At 66.4% G+C, this 16,762-nt stretch carries 13 protein-coding genes and 1 pseudogene; 6 read left to right on the top strand and 8 right to left on the bottom strand.

Going from position 1 to position 16,762, the window contains the following annotated elements:
* Positions 1-47: 47 nt before the first annotated feature.
* Positions 48-1,079, top strand: coding sequence for an HD-GYP domain-containing protein (locus tag K6142_RS16250; RefSeq protein ID WP_190243701.1), 1,032 nt, complete (start codon positions 48-50; stop codon positions 1,077-1,079).
* Between the two features lie 282 nt (positions 1,080-1,361).
* Here K6142_RS16250 and K6142_RS16255 read toward each other — a convergent pair whose 3' ends face one another.
* Entirely contained in the window at positions 1,362-1,859 is a 498-nt protein-coding gene (locus tag K6142_RS16255) for a CBS domain-containing protein (RefSeq protein WP_190243700.1), read from the bottom strand.
* A 535-nt stretch (positions 1,860-2,394) separates the two neighbouring features.
* Entirely contained in the window at positions 2,395-3,666 is a 1,272-nt protein-coding gene (locus K6142_RS16260) for an HD domain-containing protein (protein WP_190243699.1), read from the bottom strand.
* Positions 3,667-4,171: 505 nt separating this feature from the next.
* On the opposite strand from K6142_RS16260, the gene rplM reads away from it, so the two are divergent.
* The 5 genes from rplM (at position 4,172) to K6142_RS16285 (ending at position 7,265) form a co-directional block, all read left to right on the top strand.
* Positions 4,172-4,606, top strand: a complete 435-nt coding sequence (rplM, locus tag K6142_RS16265; protein ID WP_012612114.1) for a 50S ribosomal protein L13 — start codon at positions 4,172-4,174, stop codon at positions 4,604-4,606.
* 22 nt (positions 4,607-4,628) lie between these two features.
* Entirely contained in the window at positions 4,629-5,021 is a 393-nt protein-coding gene (gene rpsI, locus K6142_RS16270) for a 30S ribosomal protein S9 (RefSeq protein ID WP_007522928.1), read from the top strand.
* Positions 5,022-5,280: 259 nt separating this feature from the next.
* A complete protein-coding gene (gene thrB, locus K6142_RS16275) occupies positions 5,281-5,838 on the top strand; it encodes a homoserine kinase (RefSeq protein ID WP_190243698.1) in 558 nt (185 codons plus the stop codon).
* A gap of 1 nt (position 5,839) precedes the next feature.
* Positions 5,840-6,577: a hypothetical protein gene (locus K6142_RS16280; RefSeq protein ID WP_190243697.1), complete on the top strand. Its 738-nt coding sequence runs from the start codon at positions 5,840-5,842 to the stop codon at positions 6,575-6,577.
* A 118-nt stretch (positions 6,578-6,695) separates the two neighbouring features.
* Positions 6,696-7,265, top strand: coding sequence for a hypothetical protein (locus K6142_RS16285; RefSeq protein WP_190243696.1), 570 nt, complete (start codon positions 6,696-6,698; stop codon positions 7,263-7,265).
* Positions 7,266-7,548: 283 nt separating this feature from the next.
* Here the strand turns inward: K6142_RS16285 and K6142_RS16290 are convergent, their stop codons facing one another.
* The 6 genes and pseudogenes from K6142_RS16290 to pheT form a co-directional block, all read right to left on the bottom strand.
* Entirely contained in the window at positions 7,549-7,947 is a 399-nt protein-coding gene (locus K6142_RS16290) for a MucR family transcriptional regulator (RefSeq protein ID WP_190243695.1), read from the bottom strand.
* A gap of 561 nt (positions 7,948-8,508) precedes the next feature.
* On the bottom strand, positions 8,509-9,690 hold the full coding sequence (locus tag K6142_RS16295; RefSeq protein ID WP_190243694.1) for a phosphoglycerate kinase: 1,182 nt from the start codon (positions 9,688-9,690) through the stop codon (positions 8,509-8,511).
* 424 nt (positions 9,691-10,114) lie between these two features.
* On the bottom strand, positions 10,115-12,109 hold the full coding sequence (tkt, locus tag K6142_RS16300; protein WP_190243693.1) for a transketolase: 1,995 nt from the start codon (positions 12,107-12,109) through the stop codon (positions 10,115-10,117).
* A gap of 426 nt (positions 12,110-12,535) precedes the next feature.
* Positions 12,536-13,195, bottom strand: coding sequence for a ribulose-phosphate 3-epimerase (gene rpe / locus K6142_RS16305; RefSeq protein WP_190243692.1), 660 nt, complete (start codon positions 13,193-13,195; stop codon positions 12,536-12,538).
* Positions 13,196-13,872: 677 nt separating this feature from the next.
* Positions 13,873-14,103, bottom strand: a pseudogene (locus K6142_RS16310) (MerR family transcriptional regulator); the annotation flags it as partial.
* A gap of 69 nt (positions 14,104-14,172) precedes the next feature.
* Positions 14,173-16,590, bottom strand: a complete 2,418-nt coding sequence (gene pheT / locus K6142_RS16315) for a phenylalanine--tRNA ligase subunit beta (RefSeq protein WP_190243690.1) — start codon at positions 16,588-16,590, stop codon at positions 14,173-14,175.
* Positions 16,591-16,762: the final 172 nt, after the last annotated feature.

The following is a 16,762-nucleotide window of genomic DNA, read 5'->3' on the forward strand; positions in this document are numbered from 1 at the left end:
GCGCATGCCACGCGGACCACGCAGGCACCACAAGGGAGCTACCCACGGTGAAGGCAACCATCCCCGACAATATCTCCGAGGAATACTACCAGATCAGCACGGAGATCCTGTCGAGCTTTCCCAAATACCGTCCCCCGGTGGACCTGTTCCGCTTCCGGGAAGACCTGGCCCAGTTGCAGCCATACACCCGCAAGGGCGCACGGCTTACCAACGAGCAGGTGGAAGAGGTGCAGCGCATGTGCGAGGCGGGCGACCTGTTCGTCTCGCGCTCTGACCACCCCATCTATTCCCAGCACATCGTGCACCAGCTTGACCTGGTGCTGGTGGACAAGAACCTGAAGGAAGGCGAGGTCGCCGACATCTTCCAGCAGGCCCTGGCCCTGCGGGTGAACGAATTCATCGACCAGCCGGTGAAGCCGGTGTTCGAGGTGCTGTACCGCGACGTGATGGTGCTGACCGAGTACCTGTGGCAGGACAAGCACCGGGTGAAACAGTTCATGCGCCGCCTGCACCGCGAACATTCGCTGGCCAAGCATTCGCTGAACACCCTTTCGGTGGGGCTGTGGCTGCTGGCCACCTCCATGGGCGACAACCTGAAGCGCCGCGACCTCGACCGGTCGGCCCTGGCCCTCTTGCTGCACGACCTGGGCATGGCCAAGGTGCCCGCGTTCATCCTGTCCAAGGCCACGCCGCTGAAGCCCGACGAAAAGGACAAGATTCCCCTGCACCCGCTGGTGGGGGCCAAGATCATGCACAAGATGGGGCTGGCCTTCGACGAACTGCGCCAGTGCACCCTGGAACACCACGAACGGCTGGACGGTTCCGGCTACCCGCAGAAGCTCAAGGGCGAGCAGATCAGCCGCCTGGGCCGCATCTGCGCCGTGGCCGATTCGTTCTCGGCCATGATCAGCGCGCGCCCTCACGCCCCGGCCAAGGAACTGGTGGCCGCCGCGCAGGAACTGGCGGCGGACAAGGCGCGTTACGACGCGCGCTACACCTCGCTGCTGCTCAATGCGCTGGTGACCAACGCCTTCGGCACCACCGGCAAGCCCAAGCCCGAAGCACCGGCCAAGGGGTAACGACCGGAACGGGGAACGACCGCGAACCCGCTGCACTCCGCACGGCACGCGCTGGCACAGGCGCCCCCTGCTCCTTCACCGCGCACAACGTAAACGGGCCGCCCCCTTTCGGGAGCGGCCCTTTTCGTCTGCATGAACAGAGCGGCACAGGCAGGGACTGTCCGGGCGGACGGCACTGACAACACAGACAGCGCAGGCTGGGTCCACAGGTGGCCTGAAACCGGAAAATCGTGCGCGGCACGCGCCACGGAAAGCTGCCCGCCAGCGCGGTGCGGCAATCCCCTAAACGCGGCTGATGATCTCGCCGCTGATCTCGCGGAACACGTCGTTGATCATGATGACGCCCAGCACCTTGCCCGCCTCGGTCACCACGGCGTAGCTGCGGCCCTTCTTCACGAAGCTTTCCAGCACCACCAGCAGCGGGTCGTCGGGGGCAACCTGGGTCATGTCGCGGTCCATGACATCGCGCACCTTGGTGGAACCGGCCACCTTGCAGGCGTTGCGATAAATGCGGTCGAAGCCGTCTTCCTCTATGCCGCGCAACGAGCCGCTGCGCAGCAGCGAATCTTCCATGAAGCGCACGGTGTCCCATACCGAAAGCGCCCCGCGCAGCATGTCGCGCTCGTCATACACCAGGGCGCACAGGCAGCCCGCCCCGCCCCCGCCGTCGGGCCCCACGCAGGAACTGAGCTTGCGCATGGCATCGGCCAGCGAATCATCCTCGCGCAGCTTGGGGAATTCTTCCCGTACGATGTCCCAGGCACGCTTTCGCAACAGCATCGGCACTCTCCTCGCAGTGTGTTCATGGACATCAGGCCGACCGGAGCACCAGCGGAGCATTCGCGAAGTTTCCGGGGCCGCCCCGGCCTCTCGACGGAATCAGGCCGGGATGGGGCATGGCGTCATTGTTATCAAAACTCGCCCCGCTTGTCTTCTCTTTCACAAGCCCTGCGGGCGGATGCGAGACGGGGGACATGAGGACTTGGTTGCCCAAATCATGTTCCGCAGGAACATGCGACAACAAGCAGCGCGTTGTGGCAGGGTGTTTTAGGGGCCGTTGCCAAATTAGGATTTTTGTCCGTTGGCAAGGAAAACAAGCCTGCCATGAGGGAGTATGCCTCAGCCGTTAGGCGAGCTTGCGAACCTTACGGATGAGGACCGCAGCGCGCTCTTATTGTATTCGACCGACATGGCAGGCGAAGTTTGACCTCGGTGCGCACGATGCCCGTAAGGCTCGCAAGCTCGCCTAACGGGCACGCTCCGCGCCCTTCGGGTCGGTCAGCCAACGGGCAAAAGGACAATTTGGCGGCGGCCCCTAGTCGAAGTCGGCGAAGAGAGCCCCCACATGCAACGGCCCCAGCGACACACGGCGGTACTCGCCGCGCAGCCGCGCGATGGCCTCTTGCAGATGGCTGGATGTCACGCCGTTGCGCACAGAGGTGTGCGCCTCGATGAAGGCGGCCAGGGTGTCGCAGGCCTTCACCAGGCGACCGTCCTTGGGGTCCAGCGCGTCGATGTTGCAGGTGGACTGCAACTCGTCGAAGGTCACCTTGCGGACAACGGGCGCCGTGCCGTCCGGCGCCCCGTCGGGAGCGGGCTCGCGCACGGTCTCGTCGAACTCCGAACCGGTGGCCAGCCCCAGGAAGTAGCCCAGGCGGCTGGCCACGTCGCCGTAGCCCGCCTTGTCCAGCAACGCGAACACCCGTTCCTGCATTTCCTGCTCTTCGTACTGGCGGATGAGTTCGGGCAGCTGCTTCACGGAGCGCTTCACCGGAGAAATGATGTCGCGGGTCAGCACTTCCGGCAGGTCGTGGAACAGGCCGCAGAAAAAGTTGTTCAGCCGCCGGGCGGGGCAGGCCCCCACGGCGATGCTGAAGAAATAGGCGTAGCAGGCCACGATGAACATGTGCCCGATGACCGAGGTTTCAGGAATGCGCGGGGTCTGCGACCAGCGTTTCTGAAAGCGCAGTTGCCCGCACAGGTTGGCGAAGCGCCCCAGCGCGTTGCTGGAGCCGCCGATGAGTTCGGGCACCCCGGCCAGGTCGGCCATGGCGGTCAGGCGGGTCTGGAACGAGCCGTCGATGTCCGGCATTTCGTCGTCGAACGTGTTCAGCGGCTTGATGAGGTTGAATTCCCAGCCGCTGGCGTAGAGATGCGCGGCGGTCAGGATGCGGTCGGCCAGGGTGTTCTTTTCGCGGCGGCGGATGTACGTCAGCAGCCGCTGCCAGAAATCCTCGTCCAGCGGGCGCACGATGTGCTCCAGTTCTTCCGCAACCCACTCGGTAAGTTCGCGGTAGTGGGCCTCGTTCTCTTTTATGCGGTAGAACACCGGCGGCTTGATGTCGGTGATGACCAGGCGATAGAAATAGTCGAACAGCCCGCCTTCCACCACCTCGGCCCCAAGGCGCAGCCGTTCTTCGGCAGGCAGGCCGCGGGTGTTCAGTTGCAGCAGCAGCCAGGCCACGATCATCTTGTGGGCCTGCTTGTCCACCTCCAGCAGTTCCACGGGCCGCAGCTTGTCGTTCCACCTCTTCATGTACGCACCGGAAAAGACGAACTGGAGCAGGCTCTTGCGAATGCTGGGCATGGGTCCTCCCGAGGGGGTTCAAGAAAATCTCTTGGCAATGTATGCGGTCGTGGTGTAAAGCTCAAGAGTTTGAAGCGATACGCTTCGGGTTCACGCCATGCAAACCCGCCGGACGGTCCAAGCCAACCTTCCGACAGTGTTCCTGCGGCGCTGCCCGGTGCCGCCCCGCCCGCCGCTTTCGGCGCCATCACGCGGGGCCAGTCGTCCGCTCCCCAGGCCAGCCGCCCCGTTAGGCGCGCCAGTGGGACCGAAGTGTGGACGGCCGCCAGGCGAACCCCAACGTTTCCGCGACATGCACCGGGACTGCCCGCACAAAGCCTGACCGCAGGCGAAAGGCACCCCGGCCCAACCCGGTCAGACCGGTACGGCAAGCATCGCACGCATGATGCCACCCTGCGGGGGCGGCATCGTCCGTCGCGCGTTTCCACGCCCTTTTTCTGTTGACAAGGGGCGGGGAACCCAATACATAGACCGTTCTTTCGAGCTCGCACAGGAGTACGCTCTGATGAAAACGTTCAGCCCCACGCCCGAGAACATCAACCGCGAATGGTTCGTGGTCGATGCCTCCGACCTGGTTCTCGGCCGCCTTGCCACCCAGATCACGCATCGCCTGCGTGGCAAGCACAAGCCCGAGTTCGCCCCGCACATGGACAACGGCGACTTCATCGTCGTGGTCAACTGCGAAAAGATCAAGGTCACCGGCAACAAGCTTGCCGACAAGAAATACTACCGTCACTCCGGGTATGTCGGCGGTCTTCACGAGATTACCCTCGAGAAGCTGCTCGCCTCCCATCCGGAACGCGTGCTGATGAACGCCGTGCGGGGCATGCTGCCCAAGAACCGGCTTGGCCGCGCCATGCTGAAGAAGCTCAAGGTCTACGCAGGCCCCGAGCATCCGCATGCCGCCCAGAACCCGCAGCCGCTCGCCATCAAGTACTAACCAGATCGAGCCGGAGAGAATCATGGCCAACGAATTCAACTACGGTACCGGTCGCCGCAAGACCGCCACGGCCCGTACCCGTCTGTATGCCGGTTCCGGTCAGATCGTGGTGAACGGTCGTCCCTTCGAAGACTACTTCCCGCGCAAGTCGCTGCAAATGATCATTCGCCAGCCCCTGGTGCTGACCAAGAACGTCGAACGCTTCGACATCAAGGTCAACGTCTGCGGCGGCGGCGTGACCGGCCAGGCCGAAGCGGTGCGCCACGGCATTTCCCGCGCCCTGCTCGAAGTCGAGCCGGAACTGCGCGGCGCCCTGAAGCGCGCCGGGTTCCTGACCCGCGACGCCCGCAAGAAGGAACGCAAAAAGTACGGCCAGCGCGCTGCCCGCGCCCGGTACCAGTACTCCAAGCGTTAATCGCTTCCGTACGCTGCCTTTCGGGCAGGTCCGCTTCTGCGGGCCTGCCCTTTTTGCGTTCCGGTCTGCCCCTTCTTGCGCCCGGGCCATCCATCCCCCGGCACACGCACGGTCACGCGCCTGCCATCCCCCCTCCAGTTGACACCGCACGCCGCCGCCGACTACACAGGCAGTCGCGCCGGGCCTGCGCCGCAAGGATTTTCCTGCCGCCGCCCACATTCGTCCAGACAGCGCACACGTTTTCGCCACAGGACTTCACATGACCACTCCCGATCCGCTTCTCGCCCTTGACCCGGCACGCATCGCCCCCGACGGGTGCGTCAGCATCATCGGCATGGCCGGTGCAGGCAAGACCACCGTGGGGCGCGAACTGGCCCTTCAACTTGGCTGGGCCCACGTGGATACCGACAACCTCATCGAGGCCACCTACGGCACCCGGCTGCAAGCCGTGGCCGATTCCATGGACAAAGAAAGTTTCCTGGACGTGGAGGCGGGCGTCATCCGCCGCATCGGCGCGCGGCGTACCGTGCTGTCCACCGGGGGCAGCGTGGTATACCGCCACGAAGCCATGGCACACTTGGCCGCGCTGGGGCCGCTGGTCTACCTTGACGTCTCCCTGCCGCTGATCCTGGAGCGCATTGCCATGAACCCGGACCGGGGGCTGGCCATCGCGCCGGGGCAGACCATTGAAGACCTGTACAACGAGCGCATCGCGCTGTACCGCCGCTATGCCACCTTCACCGTGGCCGCCGATGCGCTGTCGCCCGGCGGGTGCGCCGAGCGCATCGTGGCCTGGCTGACCGGCGGGGAGGCGTGAAATGTCCGCACGCAAGCCTGCCCCCCTCGCGTCTGCCCGCATTTCCGCCGCAATGAAGGCGGCTGGCCGCATGGCCGCCACGCAGGGCACCGCCAGCCCACCCCAACCCGGCCAACAGGCGGCAAAGGGAGGCCGCAAGGCCCCCGGCGTCTTCGCTCGCCTGGCGGAACTGTATGCCGACATGGAACGGGCCTACGCGCAAACCGCCCACGCCGCCGGGCTGACCTGCGCCAACTGCGAGGACAACTGCTGCCGCACCCATTTCCAGCATCACACCCACGTGGAGTGGGCCTACCTGTGGAAGGGCATGCTGGCCCTGCCGGAGGCGCGCCGCGCAGAATACCTGCGCCGCGCCCACGACGTGGTGGCCCAGTGCGAAGCCGCACGGGCCGCGGGGGTGGTGCCGCGCGTGATGTGCCCCGTCAACGACGACGGGCTGTGCGGCCTGTACGCCCACCGGCTGATGATCTGCCGCATGCATGGCACCCGCAACGTGCTGCTGCGCCCCGACGGGCAACGCCAGGTGTTTCGCGGCTGCCACCGCTTCTGCGGCCTGACCGACGGCCAGCTCGACGAAGTGGTGCCCACGCTGGACCGCACCCCCTTCTACCGGCGTCTGGCGGAACTGGAGATGGAGCACTGTGCCAAGGGCGCGGGCAAGGGAGGCGCCCCCCGGGTTGCCCCCCGGGTTTCCTTGACGCTGGCGGAAATGCTGGTCTATGGTCCGCCCAAGCCGTAAGGCCTGCTGAACGCACCATTCCGCGTCCACAACGCTCCTCCGCGCCACGGGCCCACCCGCCCGGCGCAATGCATTCCCACGCGGCGCAACCGCACGTTTCGCAACCGCCGGAGATGCCATGCCCGTGCATTCCCCTTCGCTCTTCCCCTTCCGCAACGATGCCGGACGTGCCGAACGCCCCGTCGGATACCGGATATTGGCCGCGCTGGTCATGCTTCTGGCGTGCACAAGCCTGCTCGCGGGCTGCGGCAAGCAGACCGTGGGGCATCTTGCCCGCGCCCAGTTGCAGCCCGACACCCCGCAGGCCATCTCCATGCAGTACCTGCGCTTCACCTACCGCGTGGTGCCGCTGCGCGAATCGGTGGGCGTGCGCGGCCAGGCCAGCCTTGCGCCCGGCGCCCTGCCCGCCTGGGCCACGTGGTACGAACAGCTTACCGTGATGGTCTATCTCAGCGATGCCTCGGGCCGCGTGCTCGATACGGAGGAGTACGACTATCTGCCCCGTGCCGTGGGCGACGAGGGCTCCCTCCCCTTCGAAACACGCTTCTACCTGGCTCCCGACGACCAGGGCCCGCTGTACGTCAGCTTCGGCTACCGCATGGTGGCCACGGAACACGCCCCCAACCCCGACGGCACCGACGACGGCGGTCGTTCGCTCATCGTGGGTGAGGGCGCGCTGGACAACTGACACAGCCCCCATCCTTCTTCCGCATGGTCTCAGAACCGCCCGCAAGGGCGGTTCCTTGTTCCCGGCGCCTGCCATGCCTGCATCAGGAGCATCGATGCAGGGCGCGCCACCCATCGTGCCGCGCGGGCGAAAGTGTTCGTGCGCAAGCGACAAGCGTGACATTCAGGCAATGGCAAAGGCCGCCCTGCATGCGCAGGACGGCCTTTTTCCGTCGCGAATTCTCGGCGGTGCCGTCGCAACAACGGCCCTCCCGGGCGGTCCGGCACGCGACCGGCGCCCCCGCCTAGGAAACGTGCTTGCGCCGCTTCTCCCAAAGCTTCATGTCCTTCATCTTCTTGCGGCGTTCGCGCTGCAACGCCTTGCACACCAGCGGGGTATTCTTCTTGAGGCCCCACTTCTCGCGATAGGCAGCGGCGTCAAGGCCGTGCGACGCAAGGTGCTTGCGGGTGAGAATCTTGAACGACTTGCCGCATTCGAGGCAGGTGATGGACTTTTCCTTCACGGCCTTACGCGGATCGCCGCAGGTTTCGCACGCTTCTTCCGGCTCGGCTTCGCCAAGGCTGATGGCACGAATGCCACTGGCAAGCTTCTGCACCATGGAGGTGATCTCGTCCTCCGTCATGGTCCGGACACCGGCCTGCGCCTTCACGATTTCCAAGGCTTCCTTCAAAAAGTCATCCATATGGACCTCCGCGGGAATTGAACGACGGGGCCGAAGTAACGACACCGAAACATCGGCGCCAGTCTCGGCACTTCGCCGCTCTTACATCCGCTACTACAGCAAGTCAACAACAGCGTAGCAAAAAACCGAAAACCAGAACGCAAAATGAACGCAGCACCACGCACACCTGCTGCACGCTGCCAGGAAATCCTGCGTCAGTGGCCGCTTCCCCCCGGTCCTGCCCCTGACGGCACGCGTACCGTACGCACGTTGCGAAACACGGTGCGGCAACGTATCGGGCATGCCCGCGTTGCCGATGCAATGCAACTGCCTGGGGGGCCTTTCCTGCCTGCCCTGCCCGTCCCATATCCGTGCATGCCCGCACCCACAGGGAACGGAGCGTCGGATGAATGTCCATGCCGCATCCCCATGCATTGACGCGGCGTGAAACGTCAACGGCGCGCTCCTGTTGCCGATGGCCCAAGCCACCATGGCAACGGAAGCGCGCCGCGTGAAACACATGCCGCAGGCCGGTGCACCCACGGGATTGCCCGCATGCACCAGCGCTGCACCTACCGCGTGCTAGCCCTTGCTGGAACGTTCCTCCAGCACGGCCACGGCGGGCAGGGTCTTGCCCTCCAGAAACTCCAGAAAGGCTCCGCCGCCGGTGGACATGTACGAAATGCGGTCCACCACGCCGTACTTTTCGATGGCGGCCACGGTGTCGCCGCCACCCGCCAGCGAGAAGGCCGGGCTGTCGGCCACGGCCATGCACAGGGCCTTGGTGCCCTGGCCGAACTGCTCCACCTCGAAGGCGCCCACCGGGCCGTTCCAGACGATGGTGCCCGCCTGCATCAGGATGTCGCGGTACAGTTTTGCCGTTTCGGGGCCGATGTCCAGGATCATCTCGTCCGGCTTCACTTCCGACACCTTGCGCACCGTGGCCGGGGCGGAATCCGCGAACTCCGGCCCCACCACCACGTCCACAGGCACGGGAATCTCGCCCCCGGCAGCCCTGGCGGCGGCCATCAGGCGGGCGGCCTCGTCCACCAGTTCCGGCTCGTACAGCGAACGGCCCACCTCATGCCCGGCGGCCTTGATGAAATTGTTGGCGATGCCGCCGCCCACGATGAGCCGGTCCACCTTCTTGGACAGGGTATCCAGCAGGGTCAGCTTGGTGGACACCTTGGAACCGCCGATGATGCCCACCATGGGCTTGGCCGGGGCGTCCAGGGCGCGGGACAGGGCATCCAGTTCCGCCGCCAGCAGGGGCCCGGCGCAGGCCACCTTGGCGAAGCGCACGGCGGCATGGGTGGAGGCCTGGGCACGGTGCGCCGCCCCGAAGGCGTCCATGACAAAGATGTCGCACAGGGCGGCCAGCTTGCGCCCCAGCGCCTCGTCATCCTTCTTTTCGCCCTTCAGGAAGCGCACGTTTTCGCACAGCACGCACTGGCCTTCCGCCACCTCGATACCGTCGATGTAGTCGCGCACCAGGGGCACCTGAAAGCCCAGAGCTTTGGAAAGATGCTCGGCCACCGGAGCCAGCGAAAAGGCGGGATCGAACTCCCCTTCCGTGGGGCGGCCCAGGTGCGACACCAACAGCACGCGGGCACCCGCCTTGAGGGCCATTTCGATGGACGGCAGCGCGGCGCGGATGCGCTTGTCGCTGGTAATCTTGCCGTCCTTCAGGGGCACGTTGAGGTCTTCGCGCAGGAGGACGCGCTTACCCTTCAGATCAAGGTCGGTCATCTTCAGTACGGCCATGGATATACCTCTGCTGCTCGATTGGCTTGATTTGGTTGGCAAAAGAAAAGGCGCGAACGTGGTTTTGGCATCCTACCACGTTCGCGCCCGGTGTCCAGACTGGGGGGCGGGGCCGTACTGCGCTTGTCCTGCGCGTCCACGGTACGCCATCGTCCCACTTGGCAATACTGCCACAAGAGGGATTTTTGTCTGTGCCAAGGAAGAACGCCTTTTTATGGAGGGAACGTGCCGCAGCCGTTACGCGAGCGCTTGCGCGAGAGTTACGGATGGGGACAGCAACGCACTCTTCTCGTACGTGACCGGAATAAAAAGGCGTTCGACCGCTCTGCGCTCGATGCCCGTAGGACTCGCACGCTCGCCCAACGGGCACGCTTCGCGCCCTTCGGGTCGGTCAGGCAGAGGCAAAAAGCCCCTTGTGGAGTCCTTAGATAAGAGACTCCACCGCTTCAATGACCTTCTCGGTGGTAATGCCGAAGTACTCGAACAGCACCTTGCCCGGGGCGGATTCACCAAAGCCGGTCATGCCCACGGCCTTGCCGTCCAGGCCCAGGTACTTCCACCAGCCGTCCACGGCGGCGGCTTCCACGGCCACACGCGCGCGCACGGCGGACGGCAGCACCGATTCGCGGTACGCGGCGTCCTGGCGGTCGAACTGGGTGGACGACGGCATGGACACCACGCGCACCTTGCGGCCCTTGGCGGCCAGCGCATCGGCGGCGGCAAGGGCCAGTTGCACTTCCGAGCCCGTGGCCATGATGATGGCTTCCGGCGTGCCCGCGCAGTCGCGCAGCACGTAGCCGCCGCGCATGATGTTGGCGCGCTGCTCGGCGGTGCGTTCCACGAAGGGCACGTCCTGCCGGGTCAGCGAGATGCAGGTGGGGCCGGTGGAGCATTCGGCGGCGGCCTTCCACGCGGACAGGGTTTCAACGGTGTCGCAGGGGCGCCACACCTGCACGTTGGGGGTCAGGCGCAGACCGGCCAGCTGTTCCACCGGCTGGTGGGTGGGGCCGTCTTCGCCCACGCCGATGGAGTCGTGCGTGAGCACCCAGACCACCCGCGCGCCCATGAGGGCGGACAGGCGGATGGCGTTCTTGGCGTAATCGGAGAAGATCAGGAAGGTGCCCGCGTAGGGCAGGAACCCGCCGTGCAGGGCCATGCCGTTCATGATGGCGCCCATGGCGAATTCGCGCACGCCGTAGGAGATGTAGTTGCCGGACCAGTCACCGGGGGTGACCAGGCTGGAATTCTTGTGCCAGGTGCCCACGGAGCCGGTAAGGTCCGCCGAGCCGCCGATCATTTCGGGCAGCAGCGGGGCCACGGCGTTCAGGGCGTTGCGCGAGGCGATGCGGGTGGCCAGCGTTTCCTTTGCCCCATCGGTGGCGGCAAGCGCGGCGGTCACGCCAGCCTGCCATTCGGCGGGCAGGTCGCCCGCCATGCGGCGCTCGAACTCGGCGGCCAGTTCGGGATGGGCGGCACGGTAGCGGGCGAACAGATCGTTCCAGGCGGCCTCGGCGGCGGTGCCGCGCGGGCGGGCGTCCCACCCGGCGTAGATGTCCGCCGGAATCTCGAAGGGCGGATGCGGCCAGTTCATGCCTTCGCGCGCGGCGGCGATTTCTGCGGCGCCCAGGGGCGAGCCGTGGCAGTTGTGGCTGCCCGCCTTGGTGGGCGCGCCCTGGCCGATGCGGGTCTTGCAGCAGATCAGGCTGGGCTTGCCGGGCACCGCGCGGGCGGCCTTGAGCGCTGCGGCGATGGCTTCGCCGTCGTGGCCGTCCACGTTGCGCACCACGTGCCAGCCGTAAGCCTCGAAGCGGGCCGGGGTATCGTCGGCGAACCACCCGGCGATGTCGCCGTCGATGGAGATGCCGTTGTCGTCATAAAAGGCGGTCAGCTTGCCGAGGCCCAGGGTGCCCGCCAGCGAGCACGCCTCGTGCGAGATGCCTTCCATCATGCAGCCGTCGCCCAGGAACACGTACGTGGCATGGTCCACCACGTCGTAGCCGGGACGGTTGAACTGCTGGGCCATGAGCCGTTCGGCCATGGCCATGCCCACGGCGGTGGCGATGCCCTGCCCCAGCGGGCCGGTGGTGGTTTCCACGCCGGGAGTGATGCCGTATTCGGGGTGGCCGGGGGTCTTGGAATGCAGCTGACGGAAGTTGCGGATGTCGTCCATGCTGACATCGTAGCCGGAAAGATGCAGCAGCGCGTAGATGAGCATGGAGCCGTGCCCGTTGGAAAGCACGAAGCGGTCGCGGTCGGCCCATTTGGGGTTGGCGGGGTTGTGCTTCAGGCTATCGTTCCAGAGCACTTCGGCGATGTCCGCCATGCCCATGGGCGCACCGGGGTGCCCGGACTTGGCCTTTTCCACGGCGTCCATGCTGAGCACGCGGATGGCGTTGGCGAGTTCCTTGCGAGACGGCATTGCAACCTCCAGCGGGGTTCTGTGCGGCGGCGGGCGGACGCCCTGCGCCGTTGGCTATGCAGCGGTACGGCGCGGTGCGCCGGGAAATACACGGATGGACGAGCGCGTGCGCACTGTCGCAACGATCATGCACGCGGCGGGGTATGCCTGCGCATGCGAGAGGTGGGCACTGCCTTGCGGCGGCGCCCACACCCGACTAGTCCGTTCCGCGCCATCTGGCAACGGGAAAATGAAGTGTGCAGATGCGCCATGGTGTTTCCGGCCATGGCACCACCGCCTTGCCACCGACGTTACCGCAAGCAGGATTTTTGTTCTCTGCCAAGGAAGGGCGTTTTTTCATGCAGGGCGCGTACTCTTATCGTACGCAACCGGAATGAAAAAACGTTCTGACGCTGGCAGAGGGCAAAAGGACAATTGCGGCCATCACTAGAGGACGGAATTGGCCGCCGCCTCAAACGCCTTCAACCGCTCGGCATAGGGCGGAAACTTGAAGAAGGCCGAGCCGGAAACCAGCACGTCCGCCCCGCTCTGCACCAGTTGCGCGGTGTTGGACGGGTCCACCCCGCCGTCCACCTGAATGAGCGTGGACAGGCCGCGCGCATTGATCATGGCGCGCAGATCGCTGATCTTACGGTAGCTGGCGGGCAGGAACGACTGGCCGCCGAAGCCGGGGTTGACGGTCATGATCAGCACCATGTCCGCGTCGTCCAGCACGTAGTCCAGCACCGAAAGCGGAGTGTGCGGGTTCAGCGCCACGCCGGACTTCACGCCCAGGCGGCGGATTTCGGCCAGGGCGCGCTGCACATGGGGCGTCGCCTCTGCGTGGACCACCAGCATGTCGGCCCCGGCATCCACGAATTCGTGCAGGTAGCGTTCCGGGCGTTCCACCATCAGGTGCACGTCGAAGAACAGGCGGCTCTGCTTGCGCAAATGGGCAATGACCGGCTGGCCGTAGGTGATGTTGGGCACGAAGGTGCCGTCCATGACGTCCCAGTGCACCCAGGACAGCCCGGCGGCTTCCAGGGCGGCCAGTTCGTCGGCCAGACGGCCGAAGTCGGAGGACAGCAGCGAAGGAGAAAGGATCATGCGGTGCTCGTGGCGCGGATGCGCGGTTGCGGGAAATGCCCGGTTATGCGTGAACGCGCGTTAGGGACGCGGGCGGATGCTGGGGGCCGCAGCGCTGGGCCGATTGAGCCTCATTGCGCGGCATGCGGACTGGAATTGCGAAAGCGGCCACGGGGCAACGCAAGGCAGGGCAGGCACCCCGACCGGGAAAGATGGCGGAATCAGCCCGCGCCAGCCAGCAGGCGGCGCATGGCCTCCAGTTCCGCGATGATTTCGCGCACCGTGCCGGGGGCGGCGCCGCCGGGCACAGGGCCGCCTGCCGAAAAGCTGACGTCGACGCCATCCCGGGACGCACCCCGCGCATCTTGCGGCGCGGCATGACCGCTCCGGCTGGTCGCGGGGGCGGCTTCGCCGTCATCGGGCAGCAGCAGGCCGTGCAGGTACTGGTCCCACGCCTGCACCCGCGAGGCGGCGGCAGACAGGGCGCGGCCCTGCGGGCCGGACGCTGCCGGAGCGTCGTCATCAAGGTCGGCGGCGGCTTCGTCGTCGGCGGTCGCGTCGTCGTCCTGCGCATTGGGCAGGGGCATGTCGTCGGGGTCGTCATCGCCGAAACCGACCAGCCCGGCCATGCCGTCGCCCGCCGTATCCGCCATGCCTGCCAAATCGGGAGCACCGGACATGCCGGTACCGGGCAATGCACCGCGCTCGGCCAGCATGCGCCGCGCGCCTTCTATGGTCAGGCCGCGTTCGTGCAGCAGAAACCGGATGCGCCGCAGCAGGGCCAGGTCCGCCTCGGTGTAGAGGCGCTGGCCCTTTTCGGTGCGCAGCGGAACCAACTGGGGAAACTCCGTTTCCCAGAACCTGAGGACATAGGTCTTCAGGTTCAGCAGCGACGCCGCCTCGCCTATCCGGTATGTCCGTTCCGCCATGCCGTCTCCCGTTTCACTGTCCGTGCGCCCGCACGAACCGCGCGGGCACGCGGCGCTCCCCGCCGACTCCTAGAGCCGGATGGGGAGTGCCTGCTGGAGCGAACTTGCCACTTTCTCGCGTTCCTTGTCCACTTCGGCGTCCTTCAGGGTGCGCCCGGCATGGCGGAAGGTCATGCGGAAGGTCAGGTTGCGCTCTTCGCGGTCTTCCGGGGCGAAGACATCAATGAGTTCGATGCCTTCAAGCAGCGGCAGCTTCATCCCGCGCACGTGGTCCAGCACCGCGCCAGCCTGCAGGGCGGCAGGGGCCATCACCGTGATGTCGCGGCGCACCGGCGGGTACACCGGCAGCGCGGCAAAGCGCACCGTCACCGCGTCGTGCAGCTGGCGCGCCGCATCCAGGTCGAGGTCGGCCAGCCACACGTCCTTGCGGGCGTGGTAGGCGTCGGCAAGGTCGGGCCTTACCCGACCCATGACGCCCAGCACCCTGCCCTGCACCGTCACGGTTACGCACGGGGCCAGGAAGGGGTGCGGCGCATCGGCCATGGCGCAGAGCGGCTGCCCCAGGTGCAGGAACGCCGCGAAGTGCTCCACCACGCCCTTCAGGTCCTGGTAGTCGGCGTCGGCTTCCGGGTTGGGCCAGGCGCTGTCGTGGCGCGCGCCGTACATCAGGATGCCCAGACGCCCCCGTTCGCAGGCGGTGGTTTCCGCCGTTGCGTCCGCCGTGAAGATGCGCGCCAGTTCGAACAGCCGCAGCCCGGCGTTGCCCTGCGCGATGTTGTGGCGCAGGTTGTTCAGAAGGCCCGGGGCCAGCGCCGTGCGCAGCACGTTCTGGTCTTCGGACAGCGGGTTCATGATCGGGATGCGGCCTTCGGCGGGCAGCCCCAGGTGATCCAGATCCTTCTGGCCCACGAAGCTGTAGTTGATGGCCTCGTTCAGGCCAAGGCCGCGGCCCCAGCCCTTGATGCGCTTCCAGAAATCGTACTCGGACTCGGGCGCGCCCGCCTGGTCCAGCGGACGCATGACCTTGGGCAGCACCGGCGGAATGGCGTCCAGCCCGTACACGCGGCCCACTTCCTCGATCAGGTCGGCCTCGCGCTCGAAGTCCAGGCGATGGCTGGGGGCGGCAACCTTCCAGTCGGCGGCGTCGGACCCTTGGGTACGGTCCAGCACGCAGCCGAGGCCGGTCAGGGTGTCGGCGCAGAAAGCGTCGCCAATGGTGTCCTCGCCCATGCCCAGCAGCATGCGGGCGCGCGCCGGGCGGAAGCGCAGCGCGGGGCTGGTCCAGGGGCGCGGTTCTGCGCTGCACATGCCGGGGCGCAGCCGCGCGCCGGAAAGTTCGGCCATCATCTGGGCCGCGCGATGCATGGCGTACACCGCGCCCGCCTGGTCAACGCCGCGCTCGAAGCGGTACGACGCCTCGCTGGAAAGGCCCAGCCTGCGGCCCGTGCGGCGCACGGTGCCGGGGCGGAACACTGCGCTTTCCAGCAGCACGCGGGTGGTGGCGTCGGAAACTTCGGAGTTGGCGCCGCCCATGACGCCCGCAAGGGCCACGGGCTTCACCGCGTCGCGGATCAGCAGGTCGCCCGCCACCAGCGCGCGGTCCTGGCCGTCCAGGGTCACGATGCGTTCGCCCGCCACCGCCGGAGAGACCACGATGCGCGCCCCCTCCAGCAGATCCAGGTCAAAGGCATGCATGGGCTGGCCCAGTTCCATCATCACGTAGTTGGTGGCGTCCACGATGTTGGAAATGGGGCGCACGCCGATGGCGGTGAGGCGATGGCGGATACGCGCCGGGCTCTTGCCCACGCGAATGTTTTCGAGAATGCGCCCGTGGTAGGCATGGCACAGGGCCGGGTCCGCGATCTCTATGGTCACCTCGCCGGAGCAGTCCGGACCGTCCTCCACAAGGTTCAGCCGGGGCAGGGTCAGCGGCAGGCCGAAGCCCAGAGCCACCTCGCGCGCAAGGCCCAGCACGGAGAGGCAGTCGGCGCGGTTGGGCGTGATGGAGATGTCGCACACCTCCATGTCCAGTTGCAGCTCGTCCACCAGCAGCCTGCCCACCGTGAAGTGCTCCGGCAGGACCATGATGCCTTCGTGGTCGTCGCTAAGGCCCAGTTCGCGCTCGGAGCAGATCATCCCGTGCGAGGGCTGGCCGCGCAGCTTGGCCTTCTTGATGACCAGACCGCCGGGCATGGTGGTGCCCACCAGGGCCACAGGCACCTTCTGACCGGCAGCCACGTTGGGCGCGCCGCACACGATGTCCAGCAACTCGCCCTGGCCCGCGTCCACCTTGCACACCGACAGCTTGTCGGCCTCCGGGTGCTTGGCGCGCTCCACCACGTGGCCCACCACAATGGCGCGGATGGCGTCGAACGGACGGCGGATTTCCTCCAGTTCAAGGCCGAGCATGGTCAGGCGGTCGCCGAGCTGTTCGGCGGTGCCTTCGAAGGGAACGAATTCGCGCAGCCAGGCAAGGGACAGCAGCATGGGGCTACTCCATGAGAAAGTTTGCGAAGGGGCGGAGTCGTCAGGCGTTCTTTACGCCTCCGGCGGGCAGGGGACGCTGTCCCCTGCACCCCTTTCAGGTGAGTTCCCGACCCGAATGAAACGTTTTGGAAGGATGGGGTGGGGGGCTCCGGGGGGGGGGGGGGGGGGGGGG

Origin of the sequence: Nitratidesulfovibrio sp. SRB-5 (assembly GCF_019931275.1) — a bacterium.
GTDB lineage: Bacteria > Desulfobacterota > Desulfovibrionia > Desulfovibrionales > Desulfovibrionaceae > Cupidesulfovibrio.